The 15,957-nt window shown below is 70.5% G+C and carries 15 protein-coding genes and 1 tRNA gene; 2 read left to right on the top strand and 14 right to left on the bottom strand.

The window, feature by feature from the left end:
• Positions 1-166: 166 nt before the first annotated feature.
• The 13 genes from AC3IYI_RS27530 to AC3IYI_RS27470 form a co-directional block, all read right to left on the bottom strand.
• A complete protein-coding gene (locus AC3IYI_RS27530; protein ID WP_327254960.1) occupies positions 167-799 on the bottom strand; it encodes an arsenate reductase/protein-tyrosine-phosphatase family protein in 633 nt (210 codons plus the stop codon).
• Positions 796-1,443 carry an L-threonylcarbamoyladenylate synthase gene (locus tag AC3IYI_RS27525; protein ID WP_112448421.1) on the bottom strand — a complete coding sequence of 216 codons (648 nt, stop codon included), beginning with the start codon at positions 1,441-1,443 and terminating at the stop codon, positions 796-798. Before AC3IYI_RS27525 ends, AC3IYI_RS27530 begins: the two co-directional genes overlap by 4 nt.
• Positions 1,444-1,516: 73 nt before the next feature.
• Positions 1,517-2,362: a peptide chain release factor N(5)-glutamine methyltransferase gene (gene prmC / locus AC3IYI_RS27520; protein WP_385369193.1), complete on the bottom strand. Its 846-nt coding sequence runs from the start codon at positions 2,360-2,362 to the stop codon at positions 1,517-1,519.
• Between the two features lie 77 nt (positions 2,363-2,439).
• A complete protein-coding gene (prfA, locus tag AC3IYI_RS27515; RefSeq protein WP_383947085.1) occupies positions 2,440-3,519 on the bottom strand; it encodes a peptide chain release factor 1 in 1,080 nt (359 codons plus the stop codon).
• Positions 3,520-3,633: 114 nt separating this feature from the next.
• Positions 3,634-3,849, bottom strand: a complete 216-nt coding sequence (rpmE, locus tag AC3IYI_RS27510) for a 50S ribosomal protein L31 (RefSeq protein WP_489406244.1) — start codon at positions 3,847-3,849, stop codon at positions 3,634-3,636.
• 199 nt (positions 3,850-4,048) lie between these two features.
• Positions 4,049-5,152, bottom strand: a complete 1,104-nt coding sequence (locus tag AC3IYI_RS27505) for an LCP family protein (protein ID WP_489406243.1) — start codon at positions 5,150-5,152, stop codon at positions 4,049-4,051.
• Between the two features lie 349 nt (positions 5,153-5,501).
• The gene (rho, locus tag AC3IYI_RS27500) at positions 5,502-7,649 is read right to left on the bottom strand and encodes a transcription termination factor Rho (RefSeq protein WP_489406242.1); all 2,148 of its coding nucleotides are present in this window, start codon (positions 7,647-7,649) and stop codon (positions 5,502-5,504) included.
• A gap of 470 nt (positions 7,650-8,119) precedes the next feature.
• On the bottom strand, positions 8,120-9,046 hold the full coding sequence (thrB, locus tag AC3IYI_RS27495; protein ID WP_243336217.1) for a homoserine kinase: 927 nt from the start codon (positions 9,044-9,046) through the stop codon (positions 8,120-8,122).
• A 430-nt stretch (positions 9,047-9,476) separates the two neighbouring features.
• Positions 9,477-10,547 (bottom strand): threonine synthase, encoded by a 1,071-nt coding sequence (thrC, locus tag AC3IYI_RS27490; protein ID WP_489406241.1) that lies wholly within the window; start codon positions 10,545-10,547, stop codon positions 9,477-9,479.
• Between the two features lie 6 nt (positions 10,548-10,553).
• Positions 10,554-11,852: a homoserine dehydrogenase gene (locus AC3IYI_RS27485; RefSeq protein ID WP_489411687.1), complete on the bottom strand. Its 1,299-nt coding sequence runs from the start codon at positions 11,850-11,852 to the stop codon at positions 10,554-10,556.
• A gap of 161 nt (positions 11,853-12,013) precedes the next feature.
• The gene (gene lysA / locus AC3IYI_RS27480) at positions 12,014-13,405 is read right to left on the bottom strand and encodes a diaminopimelate decarboxylase (RefSeq protein ID WP_489406240.1); all 1,392 of its coding nucleotides are present in this window, start codon (positions 13,403-13,405) and stop codon (positions 12,014-12,016) included.
• Positions 13,406-13,477: 72 nt separating this feature from the next.
• A complete protein-coding gene (gene nrtL / locus AC3IYI_RS27475; protein WP_489406239.1) occupies positions 13,478-14,491 on the bottom strand; it encodes an ArgS-related anticodon-binding protein NrtL in 1,014 nt (337 codons plus the stop codon).
• A gap of 110 nt (positions 14,492-14,601) precedes the next feature.
• Positions 14,602-15,072 (bottom strand): response regulator, encoded by a 471-nt coding sequence (locus tag AC3IYI_RS27470; RefSeq protein ID WP_489406238.1) that lies wholly within the window; start codon positions 15,070-15,072, stop codon positions 14,602-14,604.
• Between the two features lie 106 nt (positions 15,073-15,178).
• On the opposite strand from AC3IYI_RS27470, the gene AC3IYI_RS27465 reads away from it, so the two are divergent.
• Positions 15,179-15,250: transfer RNA gene (locus tag AC3IYI_RS27465), tRNA-Arg, on the top strand.
• Between the two features lie 194 nt (positions 15,251-15,444).
• Here the strand turns inward: AC3IYI_RS27465 and AC3IYI_RS27460 are convergent.
• A complete protein-coding gene (locus tag AC3IYI_RS27460) occupies positions 15,445-15,654 on the bottom strand; it encodes a hypothetical protein (protein ID WP_489406237.1) in 210 nt (69 codons plus the stop codon).
• Between the two features lie 107 nt (positions 15,655-15,761).
• On the opposite strand from AC3IYI_RS27460, the gene AC3IYI_RS27455 reads away from it, so the two are divergent.
• Positions 15,762-15,956 carry a DUF397 domain-containing protein gene (locus AC3IYI_RS27455; protein WP_489406236.1) on the top strand — a complete coding sequence of 65 codons (195 nt, stop codon included), beginning with the start codon at positions 15,762-15,764 and terminating at the stop codon, positions 15,954-15,956.
• The last annotated feature ends 1 nt before the right edge of the window (position 15,957 follow it).

Raw genomic sequence — 15,957 nt, 5'->3', positions numbered from 1 at the left:
CTGCGGCGCGAATCCGTCCCTGCGGCGCGAATCCCGCCCGACCGGGCAAATTCAGCCCCGCCGGCGTTTGAGGCGCGGGGTCCGGGGCGGAGCCCCGATCATTCAGCCCCTCCGGCGCTTGAGGAGCGGGGGTTCGGGGGCAGGCCCCCGACAACGGCGCCGCGGGTCAGCGGGAGGTCTTGACCCCGGTCAGCGCGGTGACCACCGGCTCCAGCGCCTGGTTGATCTCGTCGCCGATCGACCGGAAGAAGGTGATCGGCGCCCCGTACGGGTCGTACACCTCATCCGCGTCCGGCGAGGGGGCCAGCAGCCACCCGCGTAGAGCGGCGGCGGCACGGACCAGCGCGCGGGCCCGCTCCACCATCCCGTCCTCCAGCGGCGGCAGCGTCGCCGGGTCTATCGCCCGCACCAGCCGGGTGAACTCCTTCAGGGTGAAGGTGCGCAGCCCCGCGGAGTGCCCCATCGAGATCACCTGGGCGCGGTGATCGCGGGTGGCGGTCAGGACCAGGTCCGCGCGTATGACGTGCTCGTCCAGGAGTTCCCGGCCGGTGAAGCCGGAGGCGTCCGCCCCGAAGTCGGCGAGCACCGCGGCCGCGTTGGCCTCCATGGGCGCGCCCTCGTGGCCCCAGGTGCCCGCGCTCTCCACGATCAGGTCGCCGGTGACGGGGCCGCCGAGCCGGTGGGACAGCGCGTGCCGCGTCAGCCGCTCGGTGATGGGCGAGCGGCACACGTTGCCGGTGCTGACGTGGAGTATGCGGAAGGTGCTGTCCCCGGCTATGCCACGCCCCTCAGGGCTCACGGAGCCACCTCGAGGTCGGGCACGACCTCCCGCAGCTGCTCGGCGGTCAGTGCCCCCTCGCGCAGCAGGACGGGAACCTTCCCGGTGACGTCGACGATCGACGAGGGCTGGATGCCCGGGGTCGGGCCGCCGTCCAGGTACACGGACACGGAGTCGCCGAGCATCTCGCGCGCCGCGTCGCAGTCCTCCGGCGCCGGGTGTCCGGTCAGGTTCGCCGAGGACACGGCCATCGGGCCGACCTCGGTCAGCAGCTCGATCGCGACGGGGTGCAGGGGCATGCGTACGGCCACGGTCCCGCCGGTCTCGCCCAGGTCCCACGCCAGCGAGGGCTGGTGCTTGGCGACCAGCGTCAGCGCACCCGGCCAGAAGGCGTCGACGAGCTCCCACGCCTGCTCGGAGAAGTCGGTGACCAGACCGTGCAGGGTGTTCGGGGAGCCGATGAGGACGGGGGTGGGCATGTTGCGGCCGCGCCCCTTGGCGGCGAGCAGGTCGCCGACTGCCTCCGCGCTGAAGGCGTCCGCGCCGATCCCGTACAGGGTGTCGGTGGGCAGCACGACGAGCTCGCCGCGGCGTACGGCGGAGGCGGCTTCACGCAGGCCCGTCTTGCGGTCCGTCGCGTCGTTGCAGTCGTATCGCCGGGCCATCAGCGGGCCTCCTCGTGCGGCAGGGGGGTGGCGGGCATGCGCGCAGCGACTGCGCCGGTCACGGCAAGGCCGGTCACGGCATGGCCTTGCGGGCGGTCGCGAAGCGCGGGCGGTTGTTGAGGTCGGGGTGGTCGGCGGCGTCGGCCCAGCCCCGCTCCTCGGCGAAGATCCACGGGACCTGTCCGCCCTGGGTGTCGGCGTGCTCGACGACGACGATGCCGCCGGGCCGCAGCAGCCGGTGGGCGGTGCGCTCGATGCCGCGGATGGTGTCGAGGCCGTCCTCGCCGGAGAACAGCGCCATCTCGGGGTCGTGGTCGCGGGCCTCGGGGGCGACGTACTCCCACTCGGTGAGCGGGATGTACGGCGGGTTGGAGATGACCAGGTCGACCTGGCCGTCCAGCTCGGGCAGCGCGCTCAGCGCGTTGCCCTGGTGGACGGTGACCCGGGAGCCCTCGGCGTTCTTACGGGTCCACTGCAGGGCGTCCTCGGACAGCTCGACGGCGTGCACGCGCGAGCGCGGCACCTCCTGTGCCATGGCGAGCGCGATGGCTCCCGAGCCGGTGCAGAGGTCCACGATGAGCGGTTCGACGACGTCCATCGCCCGGACGGCCTGTATGGCCCAGTCCACGACCGACTCGGTCTCGGGCCGGGGCACGAAGACCCCGGGCCCGACCTGGAGCTCCAGGTAGCGGAAGAAGGCGCGGCCGGTGATGTGCTGGAGCGGCTCGCGCGCTTCGCGGCGGGCGACGGCCTCCCAGTAGCGGGCGTCGAAGTCCGCGTCCTTGACGTGGTGGAGTTCCCCCCGCTTGACGCCGTGCACGAAGGCCGCGAGCTCCTCGGCGTCGAAACGCGGTGAGGGCACGCCGGCGGCGGCCAGCCGCTGGGTGGCCTGGGCCACCTCGGCAAGCAGCAAGTTCACGCTGGTCCTCCGGGCTGCTGTCGTACGGGGGGTGGTGCGGGGTCCTGCGGGGTGGTGCGGGGGTCCTGCGCGGGGGTTCAGTGCGCGGACGCGAGCTTGGCGGCGGAGTCCGTGTCGACGCAGGCCTGGATGACCGGGTCGAGGTCTCCGTCGAGCACCTGGTCCAAGTTGTACGCCTTGAAGCCCGTCCGGTGGTCCGAGATCCGGTTTTCCGGGTAGTTGTACGTACGGATCTTCTCGGAGCGGTCCACGGAGCGCACCTGGCTGCGGCGCACGTCGGAGGCCTCCTGCTCGGCGGCTTCCTGGGCGGCGGCCAGCAGGCGCGAGCGCAGGATGCGCATCGCCTGCTCCTTGTTCTGGAGCTGGCTCTTCTCGTTCTGGCAGGAGGCGACCACACCGGTCGGCAGGTGCGTGATGCGCACGGCCGAGTCGGTGGTGTTGACGGACTGGCCGCCGGGGCCCGAGGAGCGGTACACGTCGATGCGGAGGTCGTTCATGTTGACCTCGACCTCCACCTCCTCGGCTTCCGGGGTGACGAGCACGCCGGCGGCGGAGGTGTGGATGCGGCCCTGGGACTCGGTGGCCGGCACGCGCTGGACGCGGTGCACGCCGCCCTCGTACTTCAGGCGGGCCCAGACGCCCTGGCCGGGCTCGGTGGCGCCGTTGCCGCCCTTGGTGCGGACGGAGACCTGGACGTCCTTGTAGCCGCCGAGCTCGGACTCGGTGGCGTCGATGATCTCGGTCTTCCAGCCCACGCGCTCGGCGTAGCGCAGGTACATGCGCAGCAGGTCGCCGGCGAACAGGGCCGACTCGTCGCCGCCCGCGCCCGCCTTGACCTCGAGGAGCACGTCCTTGTCGTCGCTGGGGTCGCGCGGAACGAGCAGCAGGCGGAGCTTCTCGGTGAGCTCTTCGCGCTGTGCGGTCAGTTCCTTGACCTCGGCGATGAAGTCCGGGTCGTCGGCCGCGAACTCCTTCGCCGTCTCGATGTCCTCGGCGGACTGCTTCCAGGCACGGAAGGTCGCGACGATCGGGGTCAGCTCCGCGTAGCGCTTGTTCAGCTTGCGCGCGTTGGCCTGATCCGAGTGGACCGAAGGGTCGGCGAGCTTCTTCTCAAGATCGGCGTGCTCGCCGATCAGTTCCTCGACCGCCTCGAACATCGGGGGCTCCTGAAGATGGTGAATGTGAAGAAAAGGGCTGCGGGACGAGAAAGGCGCCGGTCCGGCTGCCCCCGTACGAACAGGGTGCAGCCGGGGTCCGGCGCCTGAGGCTCGCTACTTCTGTGCAGCCTTGCCGAAGCGGGCCTCGAAGCGGGCCACGCGGCCACCGGTGTCGAGGATCTTCTGCTTGCCCGTGTAGAACGGGTGGCACTCGGAGCAGACCTCGGCACGAATGTTGCCTTCGGTCAGGGTGCTACGGGTGGTGAACGACGCGCCACAGGTGCAGCTGACCTGGGTCTCGACGTACGTGGGGTGGGTATCGCGCTTCAAGGTGTCTCCTAGATTCGGGAGGGCGCCGGGTCGCAGGAGCCGAATTGCGCGCTGCGTGAACCGGGGCCGACAGACCAGTCTGCCAGGACCGGGCTGCCTGTCAAAATTCTGAGGACGCCTCCCTCAACGGCAAGGGTCCGGCATCTATTCCACGGCCCTGCGGAACCCGTCCGGGAACCGTCCGACCAGGCGGTTCGGGCTACTGGACGACCGTACCGGCCGTGCCCTTGTCGCCGGCCGAGTTCGCGGTGGCCGCGGCGGGGACCGCCTGGTCGGCCAGCAGGGCGTCCCAGACCATCTTGGACTCCTTGGTGAGCGGGACGACCCGGTTGGGGTCACGGACGTCTCCGGTCACCGGCAGGGTGATCATCTGCATGTTCTCGGGGGTGATGCCCTCCAGGCTCTGCGCGAACCCCATGAGGGACTTCACGTCGCCGAGGGCCTTGTCCGTGGTGATGGCCTTGGTGGCGGTGTCCGCGACGTCGAGCAGCCGCTTCGGGTTGTCGAAGACGCCGATGGTCTTGACCTGCTTGATCAGCGCCTTGATGAAGGCCTGCTGCAGCTGTATTCGGCCCAGGTCGCCGCCGTCGCCGACGCCGTGACGGGTACGGACGAGGCCGAGGGCCTGCTCGCCGCCCAGCCTGTTCTTCCCGGCGGGCAGGTCGAGGTGGCTGTAAGGGTCCTTGATCGGCTTGGTGGTCGTCACCTCGACGCCGCCGAGCTTGTCGATGATCTCCTTGAAGCCCGTGAAGTCGACTTCGAGGTAGTGATCCATGCGGATCCCCGACGTCTTCTCGACGGTCTTGACCGCGCAGGCGGCCCCGCCGATGGTGTACGCCTCGTTGAACTGCCTGCGCGAGCTGCCCGGGTCGGTCTTGCCGTTGGCCATGGTGCAGGAGGGCATGGCGATCATGGTGTCGCGGGGAATCGATACGACGGTGGCCTTGGTGTGGCCCTCGTTGAGGTGGACGACCATCGCCGTGTCGGAGCGTGCGGAGCCGCCGTCGTCCTGGCCGTACTTCGCGTTGGCGCCGCCGCGGGAGTCGGAGCCGAGGACGAGGATGTCCATCGAGCCGTTGTCCACGTTCTGCGGGCGGTCCGTGCCGAGGGCGGCGTCGATGTCGACCGTCTTGAGGTTGCCGTTGAACTTGAAGTAGAAGTAGCCGAGCCCCGCCCCGCCCAGGAGGACCACGCCTGCGGCGGTCCACGCGGCGATGACGACGGCCCGGCGGCGCGCGGCCGGCTTGCGTCGGCGTCGGCTCGCACCGGCCCTGCGGCCGTGCCCCCTGTTGTCCTGGCTCATGCTCTGCTCTGCCCGTCTGTGGTCGGCCCGCTTCCCCGTTCCCTCTGACAGAGACGGCCGGACACCGCCCAGGGTTCCACGGCCGCCTGTGCGTCCCGTGTGCGTCCCGACCCCTACGCCCCCGCGCCCGGCGGGGGCGGACACCCCGTGACCCCGCACCTACCTGCGGTTTCCCCGTACGCGTGGGGGCAGCGTCCGGGGCCGCGCGGGGTACGGAGTGTGGCAAAGGTCGCACCCGTGCACGAAGCCCCGTAGACCGCCAGGACGGACCCCCGTACGACGCGACCGCCCCCGTCGCGGGTGCGGCGGGGGCGGTCGGCGGTCACGCAGGTGGTGCTACGGGGAGACGTCAGTCGTCGTTCTTGCCCGACGGGGTCGTCTTCGCGATCTGCATGAGGAACTCGGCGTTCGACTTCGTCTGCTTCATCTTGTCGAGGAGCAGCTCGATGGCCTGCTGCGAGTCGAGCGCGTGCAGCACCCGTCGCAGCTTCCAGGTGATGGAGAGCTCCTCGCTGTTGAGCAGGATCTCCTCCTTGCGGGTGCCCGACGCGTCGACGTCGACAGCCGGGAAGATGCGCTTGTCGGCGAGCTTCCGATCGAGCTTGAGCTCCATGTTGCCGGTGCCCTTGAACTCCTCGAAGATCACCTCGTCCATGCGCGAGCCGGTGTCGACCAGCGCGGTGGCCAGGATGGTCAGCGAGCCGCCGTCCTCGATGTTGCGCGCGGCACCGAAGAAGCGCTTCGGCGGGTACAGCGCGGTCGAGTCGACACCACCGGACAGGATGCGGCCGGAGGCGGGGGCGGCGAGGTTGTACGCGCGTCCCAGGCGGGTGATGGAGTCCAGCAGGACGACCACGTCGTGTCCGAGCTCGACGAGACGCTTGGCGCGCTCGATGGCCAGCTCGGCGACGGTGGTGTGGTCCTCGGCCGGGCGGTCGAAGGTCGAGGAGATGACCTCGCCCTTGACCGACCGCTGCATGTCGGTGACCTCTTCCGGACGCTCGTCGACCAGGACGACCATCAGGTGGCACTCGGGGTTGTTGACGGTGATCGCGTTGGCGATCGCCTGCATGATCATCGTCTTGCCGGCCTTCGGCGGCGAGACGATCAGACCACGCTGGCCCTTTCCGATCGGTGCGACCAGGTCGATGATCCGGCCGGTCAGCACGCCCGGGTCGGTCTCCAGGCGGAGCCGGTCCTGCGGGTACAGCGGGGTCAGCTTCTGGAACTCCGGGCGGCCGCGGCCGGATTCGGGCGCCATGCCGTTGACGGAGTCCAGGCGCACGAGCGCGTTGAACTTCTCGCGGCGCTCGCCGTCCTTGGGCTGCCGGACGGCGCCGGTGGTGTGGTCGCCCTTGCGCAGACCGGCCTTGCGGACCTGGGCGAGGGAGACGTACACGTCGTTCGGGCCGGGCAGGTAGCCCGAGGTCCGGATGAACGCGTAGTTGTCGAGGATGTCGAGGATGCCCGCGACGGGGATCAGGACGTCGTCGTCGGCGACCGGGGTCTCGACCGGGGCGAACTCGTCGCGCCCGCGACGGCCACGGCGGTCGCGGTAGCGGCCGCGACGGCCGCGACGGCCGTCCTCGTCGAAGTCGTCCTGCGGGCCGTTGTCCTGACGGTCCCGGTCCTGACGACCGCCCTGCTGACCCTGACCCTGACCCTGACCCTGGCCGCGGCCGCCCTGCTGGCGGTCCTGACGGTCGGTCCGGTCCTGACGACCGCCCTGCTGGCCCTGACCCTGGCCCTGGTTCTGACCCTGGCCCTGGCCCTGACCGGCCTGGCCCTGACCCTGGGCGCCCTGGCCCTGGTCGTCGGCCTTGGCGCCGCGCTCACGGCGCTCGCGGCGGCCGTCGGCGCGGTCGTTGCCCCGCTCGCGGCGGTCGCGACGGCCGCGGCCCTCGCCGTCCTGGCCCTGGGCCTGGCCGGCAGGGGCGGTGGCGGCCTCGGCCTTCGCTTCGGCCTGTGCGGCCGGAGCGACGGTCTCGGGCTTCTGCTCCACCTGTACGGCGGCGGCGGGGGCCGAACCCTCGGGGCTGCCGGAGGGGGCGGTGGCGCGCCGGCGACGGCGCTCGCCGACCGGAGCGTCCTCGCTCGCCGGCTGGCCCGGGATGTCGATCTGGGCCTGCGCGGCGGTCTTGGTCTTCTCGGCGGGCGCCTCGGCGGCGGCCTCGCCCGTACGGGCCTTGCTGGTGGCGCGGCGCTTCGGCTTGGTCTCGGTGCTGTCCGCGGACGCGGCGGCGGGCGCGGAGGCCGCGGCCTTGGGGGCGCTGCTTCCCGCCTGCGCCTCCTTGATGACCTCGATCAGCTGGCCCTTGCGCATCCGCGCGGTGCCCCTGATGCCGAGGCCCGACGCGACCTGCTGGAGCTCGGCCAGGACCATGCCGTCAAGGCCGGTGCCGGAGCGGCGGCGCTTGGTCGGCGCGGCGCCCTCGGCGGGGGCACTGGTGTCGACGTTGGTGTCGGCAGCGCCCATCAGATCGGTGGTGTCGCTCACGAAGGGTCCTTCCCTGGAGCGGACGTCGGCCTGTCTGGCTCGGCGACCGGTTGTGCTGTCCGACGGCAGTCTGTGACCTGATGAGGTACGGAATGCAGCCGGGGCGGTGGTCCGCCGATAGAGATACGGCGGAGAGAAACGTGCATGTGCATGGGTGGTTCCGGCGAGAAGCCCCCGAGCTGAAAGCGTGGGAATATCACGCCGATTCCGGAGCGTGCTCGAAACTGCTGGCAGCGATCAAAGCAGTCGGGGAGGCTCCCGGAAGAAAGGTGGTCCCTGATAGGGACACTGAGCACCAAGCCATGGCGGCTTCGGATGCGCACTTGAGACTAACACTACCGGATCCAACAGACATTCCCCCTCTCAATCACCGGCGATCGAGCCCGTCCGCGCGGGCTCCGCACGGGCTCCGTGCGGGCGGCCTGCCCTGGCCGCCCGCCCCTGGCCGGCTGTCTCCTCTACTGCACGGATCAGCCGCCCTGGGTTCCCAGCGGAAGTACGCTCGCGCCCGCGGCGTCGAGTGCGAGCCGGTTGGCCGCCCACCCCTCGCCCGCGAGCCGTGCGACCTTGTCGGCCGCACCGTTGTCGACCAGCGCGAGGACCGTGGGGCCCGCGCCGGAGATCACCGCGGGGATGCCGTCCGCCCGCAGCCGGGCCACGAGCGCCACGCTCTCGGGCATCGCCGGGGACCGGTACTCCTGGTGGAGACGGTCCTCGGTGGCCGGCAGCAGGAACTCGGGACGCCTGGTCAGGGCCTCTACGAGCAGACCCGCGCGGCCCGCGTTGACGGCCGCGTCCACGTGCGGGACGGTGCGCGGCAGCAGGCCGCGCGCGGTCTCCGTCAGGACGGGCTTGGACGGTACGAAGACCACCGGAACGATGGAATCGGCGGGCTCCATGCGGATCGCCTTGGCGCTGCCGCCGTCCATCCACGCGAGGGTGAAACCGCCGAGCAGACAGGCGGCGACGTTGTCGGGGTGGCCCTCGATCTCGGTGGCGAGCTCCAGCAGCGCCGTGTCGTCGAGCTTGGCCTCTCCGCCTATGGTCACGGCGCGGGCGGCCACGATGCCCGCGCAGATGGCGGCGGAGGAGGAGCCGAGACCGCGGCCGTGCGGGATGCGGTTGGCGCAGACGACCTCGAGGCCGCGCGGCTGGCCGCCCAGTAGGTCGAAGGCGGTGCGCATGGAACGTACGAGGAGGTGGCTCTCGTCCCGCGGGAGGGTGTCGGCACCTTCGCCCGCGATGTCGATGTTCAGGCCGGAATCGGCCACGCGTACGACGACGTCGTCGTAGAGCCCCAAGGCCAGCCCGAAGGCGTCGAAGCCCGGGCCGAGGTTGGCACTGCTGGCGGGAACGCGCACCCGTACGGCGGCGGCGCGGAAGGCGGGACCGGCCATCTTCCGATGACACTCCTTGTGACTGTGCGAGACGGGATCTTCACTGGCTCGCTGTGAATGTACTGGAGAACGTACGACACCCGAAGGCCCTGTGGGCAGCACCGTGGACATATGCGCGGCGGCGGATGTAAGTACAGCCTATCGAAGGAAGGTTCTTCTCCGACATAGGGCGCACGACAGGCGCACGATGCGTGTCGTGGGCTCCTGCCGGTCCGGTCGGTTTTCCGCCGGATATCTGGCGGGTTTCCATAGGTTTTTGTGCCGTACGGCCCGAGTTGCCGGATTCCTCAGCCTTCGAAAGACTTCCGGAATCCGGCAACTCGGTTACTGCGGTACCACTGGGACCACGGGAACCGCCGGCCGGATTCCCGGCTCGCGGCTCCCGGTCGGATCTTGGTCGGATCTTGGTCGGATCCCGGTCGGATCTCGGTCAGACGAGGCCGAGGCGGATGGCGGCGGCCTCGGCGTCGACCGGAATGGTGATCGGCTGCGGAGCGCCGGCGACCGCCCAGTCGGGGTCCTTCAGGCCGTTGCCGGTGACGGTGCACACGATCTTCTGGCCGGGGTCGACCAGGCCGAGCTCGACGGCCTTGAGCAGGCCGGCCACGGACGCGGCCGAGGCGGGCTCGACGAAGACGCCCTCCTGAGCGGCCAACAGGCGGTAGGCGGACAGGATCTGGCGGTCCGTCACCTCGTCGATGAAGCCGCCCGACTCGTCCCGCGCCTGCAGAGCGTAGTCCCACGAGGCCGGGTTGCCGATGCGGATCGCGGTGGCGATGGTGTGCGGCTCCTTGACGACCTCGCCGCGCACGATCGGCGCGGAGCCGGAGGCCTGGAAACCCCACACGCGGGGCGTACGGGAGGCCAGGCCATCGGCCTTGTACTCCTTGAAGCCCTTCCAGTACGCGGTGATGTTGCCGGCGTTGCCGACGGGCAGCACGTGGATGTCCGGGGCGTCGCCGAGCGCGTCCACGATCTCGAAGGCCGCCGTCTTCTGGCCCTCGATGCGGACCGGGTTGACGGAATTGACCAGCGCCACCGGGTAGTTGTCGGACAGCGCGCGGGCCAGATCCAGACAGTCGTCGAAGTTGCCGTCGACCTGAAGGATCTTGGCGCCGTGGATCAGGGCCTGACCCATCTTGCCGAGCGCGATCTTGCCGCGGGGCACGAGGACGGCGCAGACCATCCCGGCGCGCACCGCGTAGGCGGCGGCGGAGGCCGAGGTGTTGCCCGTGGAGGCGCAGATGACGGCCTTGGCGCCGTCCTCCTTGGCCTTGGTGATCGCCATGGTCATGCCGCGGTCCTTGAAGGACCCGGTGGGGTTGGCCCCCTCGACCTTGAGGTGTACCTCGCAGCCGGTGCGCTCGGAGAGCACCTGGGCGGGGACGAGGGGAGTGCCGCCCTCGCGGAGCGTGACCACCGGAGTCGTGGCCGTGACCGGCAGGCGGTCCCGGTACTCCTCGATGATGCCGCGCCACTGGTGGGTGCGATTGCTGCTCATGGGTCCTTACTCCCCTTCAACACGCATGATGCTGGCCACACCGCGGACGGTGTCCAGCTTCCGCAGCGCCTCGACGGTCCCCGAGAGGGCGGCGTCGGGCGCACGGTGAGTGACGACGACGAGGGAGGCCTCGCCGTCTTGAGCTTGGCGACCCTGCTGACGGACGGTGTCGATCGACACTCCGTGCTCCGCGAAGGTGGTCGCCACCTGGGCGAGGACGCCCGGCTTGTCCGCCACATCGAGGCTGATGTGGTAGCGGGTGACGACATCCCCCATGGGGCTGACCGGCAGCTGGGTGTACGCCGACTCGCCCGGCCCCTTTGCCTCGGCGAGCTTGTTGCGGCAGACGGCGACGAGGTCGCCGAGGACCGCGGACGCGGTCGGCGCGCCGCCCGCGCCCGGACCGTAGAACATGAGCCGCCCGGCGGCCTCCGCCTCGACGAACACCGCGTTGTAGGCCTCGCGGACGGAGGCGAGCGGGTGGGTCAGCGGGATCATCGCCGGGTGGACGCGGGCGGTGACGGACTCGCCGTCGGCGGCGCGCTCCAGGATGGCGAGGAGCTTGATGGTGCAGCCCATGCGCTTGGCGGACGCGAAGTCGGCGGCGCTGACCTCGGTCATGCCCTCGCGGTAGACGTCGTCGAGGCGCACCCGGGTGTGGAAGGCGATGCCGGCCAGGATCGCCGCCTTGGCGGCGGCGTCGTAGCCCTCCACGTCGGCGGTCGGGTCGGCCTCGGCGTACCCGAGGGCGGTGGCCTCGTCGAGGGCCTCCTGGTACCCGGCGCCGGTGGAGTCCATCTTGTCGAGGATGAAGTTCGTCGTGCCGTTGACGATGCCCATCACCCGGTTGATCTTGTCGCCCGCGAGGGACTCGCGCATGGGGCGGACCAGCGGGATGGCGCCGGCGACGGCGGCCTCGTAGTACAGGTCCAGCCCGGCGGCCTCGGCGGCGGCGTGCAGCGCGGCGCCGTCCTGGGCGAGCAGCGCCTTGTTCGCCGAGACGACGGAGATGCCGTGCTCGAAGGCGGTGGTGATCAGGGTGCGGGCCGGCTCGATACCACCGATGACCTCGATCGCGATGTCGATGTCGCCGCGTTTGAGCAGCGCGGTCGCATCGGTGGTGACCAGGGCCGGGTCGATGCCCTCGCGCACCTTGGAGGGGCGGCGCACGGCCACGCCCGCGAGCTCGACGGGCGCGCCGATCCTGGCCGTCAGATCGTCGGCGTGCGTCGTCATGATGCGGGCAACTTCCGAGCCGACCACTCCACAGCCCAGCAGCGCCACCTTCAGCGGACGCGTACGCATCATTCGACCTACGCCTTTCGATCTTCACATCAGTACCTGTTGCGCGGTTTGCACCCCAGGTGTGAACCAGTCTCACTCAATGGACAACAGTTTCCACCCTCGGTCCATTGAGTGAGACACCTATTCGGGGGTCTGGGAACCGTCCCCCAGAAGAATGCGCATCAGCCGACGTCGAGACGCAGGAGATCCTCCTCCGTCTCCCGGCGAACGATGACGCGCGCCTCGCCGTCACGCACGGCGACGACCGGCGGGCGGAGCACGTGGTTGTAGTTGCTCGCCATCGACCGGCAGTACGCGCCGGTCGCCGGGACCGCGAGGAGGTCTCCGGGGGCGACGTCGGCGGGCAGGAACGCGTCCTTGACCACGATGTCGCCGCTCTCGCAGTGCTTGCCCACGACGCGCACGAGCATCGGCTCGGCGGCCGAGGTCCGGGAGACGAGGCTGACCGAGTACTCGGCGTCGTAGAGGGCCGTCCGGATGTTGTCGGACATCCCGCCGTCGACGGAGACGTACGTCCGCAGGCCCGCGAGCGGCTTGATCGTCCCGACCTCGTAGAGGGTGAAGGCCGTCGGCCCCACGATGGCCCGTCCGGGTTCCACGGAGATGCGCGGGGCGCGCAGGCCGGCCGCCTCGCACTCGCGGGCGACGATCTCGTACAGGGCCTTGGCGATCTCGTGCGGCTCGCGCGGGTCGTCGGAGGAGGTGTAGGCGATGCCCAGCCCGCCGCCGAGGTCGATCTCGGGCAGCTCCACCCCGTGCTCGTCGCGCACGGCGGCGAGGAGGCGTACGACGCGCTTGGCGGAGACCTCGAAACCGGCCATGTCGAAGATCTGCGAGCCGATGTGGGAGTGGACGCCGAGCAGCTCCAGGCTGTCGTGACCCAGCGCGCGCCGTACGGCCTCGGCGGCCGACCCGTCGGCGAGGGCGATCCCGAACTTCTGGTCCTCGTGCGCGGTGGCGATGAACTCGTGGGTGTGCGCCTCCACGCCCACGGTGACGCGGATCTGCACGGGCTGGCGTACGCCGAGCTCGCGGGCGATGTGCGCGACGCGGGCGATCTCCTGGAAGGAGTCGAGCACGATCCGGCCGACGCCGGCCTCGATGGCGCGGGTGATCTCGCTCGTCGACTTGTTGTTGCCGTGGAAGGCGATCCGGGCGGCCGGCATCTCGGCGGCGAGCGCGGTGGCGAGCTCCCCTCCGGAACACACGTCGAGGTTGAGCCCCTCCTCCTTGAGCCACTTCACGACGGCCTTGGAGAGGAACGCCTTGCCGGCGTAGAAGACGTCGGCGCCCGGCCCGAAGGCGTGCGCCCAGGCGCGGCAGCGCGCCCGGAAGTCCTCCTCGTCGAGGAAGTAGGCGGGCGTCCCGAACTCCTCGGCGAGCCGGGTCACTTCGATCCCGCCGACGGTGGCGACCCCGTCCTCGTTCCGGCTGACCGTCCGCGACCAGACCTTCTCGTCGAGCACGTTGAGGTCGGCGGGCGGCGGGGAGTAGTGGCCCTCGGGCAGGACGTCGGCGTGGCGGGGCCCGGCGGGGTGTGCGGAACGGCTCATCTCGACATTCTCTCTTCGCAAATCATCCGGAACGCAGGCGAATCACATCGGATCACACGCGTTTCGCGGGCTTCACAGGTGGGGGTCGGGCGCGTCTATACCGAGCAGGGCCAGGCCGCCGGCCAGCACCGCCCCGGCGGCTTCGGCAAGGGCCAGCCGGGCACGGTGGGCGGCCGAGGGTTTCTCGTCCCCCTTGGGCAGGACCTGGTACTGGAAGTCGAGCAGGGCGTCGGCGATCACGACGAGCTGCCGGACGAGCCGCTCGGGCGCACGGTGGTGCGCGGCGGCTTCGAGCACGAGGGGGTGGTCGCGAAGGGCACGGAGCAGGGCGTCGGCGCCGTGCACCTCGCCGGGCTTCCCTCCCAGCTCCCCGGGCTCGCCGCGGAACCCCAACTCCCCCGCATTGCGGGTCAGCGCCCGCGCCCGGGAGTGGGCGTACCGCACCCGGAAGAAATCGCTCGACTCGTCTTGGACGAGCAGCCAGGCGGGAAACACGGGGGTCTCGTGCCCGGGGACGGACAACATCGCCCAGGCGGCGGCGTCGGCCCCGAAGCGGGCGCGGACATCCCCGTCGCGCTGGGCGACGGGGGCGATGCGGGCGTCGCCGACACTCTCTCCCGCCAACCCCTGGCTGCTCACGATCCGCTGCACGGCCGCCTGCACGACCCGCTCGCGCAGGGCCCCGAGGGGCACGCCGACGAACTCGGTAGTACCGGGGGCCTCGCTCCTCCCGGGGGCGAAGCCGTACGAGGCCGCCGCACCGGCTCGAATGCTCCGTACGTACTCCCCCACCGAACTCTCGGCGAGTACGAAGTTCAGGAACCCGGCGCCGGTGATCTCCACGCGCTCGATCCCGGGCAGGCCCGCCAGCCGCGGGGCCAGCACTTCGGCCACTCCACGGGGCGCGACTCCGGCACCCTTCGCCACCCCGAACGCGACGGGCGAGGCGTAGTCCCCCACTCCCCCGGGCCGAGTCCGCTCGACGACGACCCGCTCGGGTACGACCACACCGGCGGGCAGCTCCCCGTCCTCGACGGCGCGGCGCAGGGCGCACACGACGGAACGGGAGAGGTCAACGGGGGTCACGCGACCAGCCTAGGGGAGAAGCCCCCACGTCACGCGAACGGTTTCGCCATGTGGAATGCGACCCCTGACGGGAGCCCCAACAGGGGCGCCATAGGAGGGGTCATTCGAGGTCATCCCCTCCCTCTCCCGGCGGGAGCACCCTTCCGCTCCCTCCGATCGCGGCGCTCGATGAGCCGGTGCACGACCCGCACCAGCTCCGCGGGCTCGAACGGCTTGGCGAGGAAGGCGTCCACGCCGGCGGCGATCCCCGCCTCGACCTCGTTCTGCGTACAGGCACTCACGATCGCAACGGGCAGATGCCGCGTCCTCGGGTCGGCCCGCAACTGCGCGGCAGCACCGAACCCGTCCAGGCGGGGCATGACCACATCAAGAGTGATCACATCGGGCAGCACGTGATGAACAACGTCCAGGCACTCGGCACCATCGTTCGCGGTCACGACCTCGAAGCCCTCCAGCTCGAGATTGACCTTGATCAGCTGCCGGATGACCTTGTTGTCGTCGACAACAAGCACCCGGCCCGAGGCGCCTGACACAACTCGAGAGTAGGTCCGCCCCAGCCCCCGCGTCCGGGTTTTTGCCACTTCCACCCCCTCCGAGCGACCCACGCCCCCGTCCCCCCGAATCCGTTCCTGATCACCGTCGGGAAGCTGGTAGTGTTCAACCCGTCGCAGCAACACCAGCGACAGCGCCCCCGTAGCTCAGGGGATAGAGCAACGGCCTCCGGAGCCGTGTGCGCAGGTTCGAATCCTGCCGGGGGCACTTCGCAGGAAGTGCCACAGAGACCCTCCAAACAGTGCCAGTGCTGTTCGGAGGGTCTTTTTGTGTTTCGCACCATGGGTATCTGCAGACCAGCAGCATTCGGGGGACAGACGCGTGGACGACAGGCTCCGTGATTTCGCGAAGGGGTCACCCAACTTCGGTGTCCTCTACCAGCACCAGCCTCTCCTCTCTCTTTATGGCGCTTCGGCCGAAGCCACGCCCTGGTTCAGGCCGGCCAGTTCGGCGAGGTCCTCGCGGAGGAGCTGATCACCCGGATCGGCATGCGGATCGACGGCGACCGACAGGTCGACCGCCTGACGGCGCTGGTCCGTGCCGGAGTACTCGTCCCCGAAATCCGTGACGACTTCGACCGCTTGCGGCGCGACCGGAACAAGGCGGCGCACAGCCACCTGTTCGACACGGCGCGGGCCCTGGCCGCCGTACGCGTCTGCTACCTGCCGCCAACGGAGTCACTCGCGCTGATCCAGCGTGTTGCCAAGGAGCACAGAGCATGAGCAACGAGGTCCGCTCGACAGCCGGGGTTCACGAGACCGCGATATGGCGCACGAGCAGTTACAGCGGAGGCCAGGGCGACTGCGTCGAGGTCGCCGACAACGTCCCCGTCCGTGACAGCAAGCGGCCCGCCGGGCCCGTGATCGGGTTCGGGCCCGGTGCCTGGCAGGCGTTCGTCCGTCAGGTGCGCTGAC

The sequence above is a fragment of the Streptomyces sp. GL_148 genome (assembly GCF_057834205.1).
The sequence above is the reverse complement of the archived record's forward strand: the minus strand, read 5'-3'. Positions and strand labels throughout refer to the sequence as shown.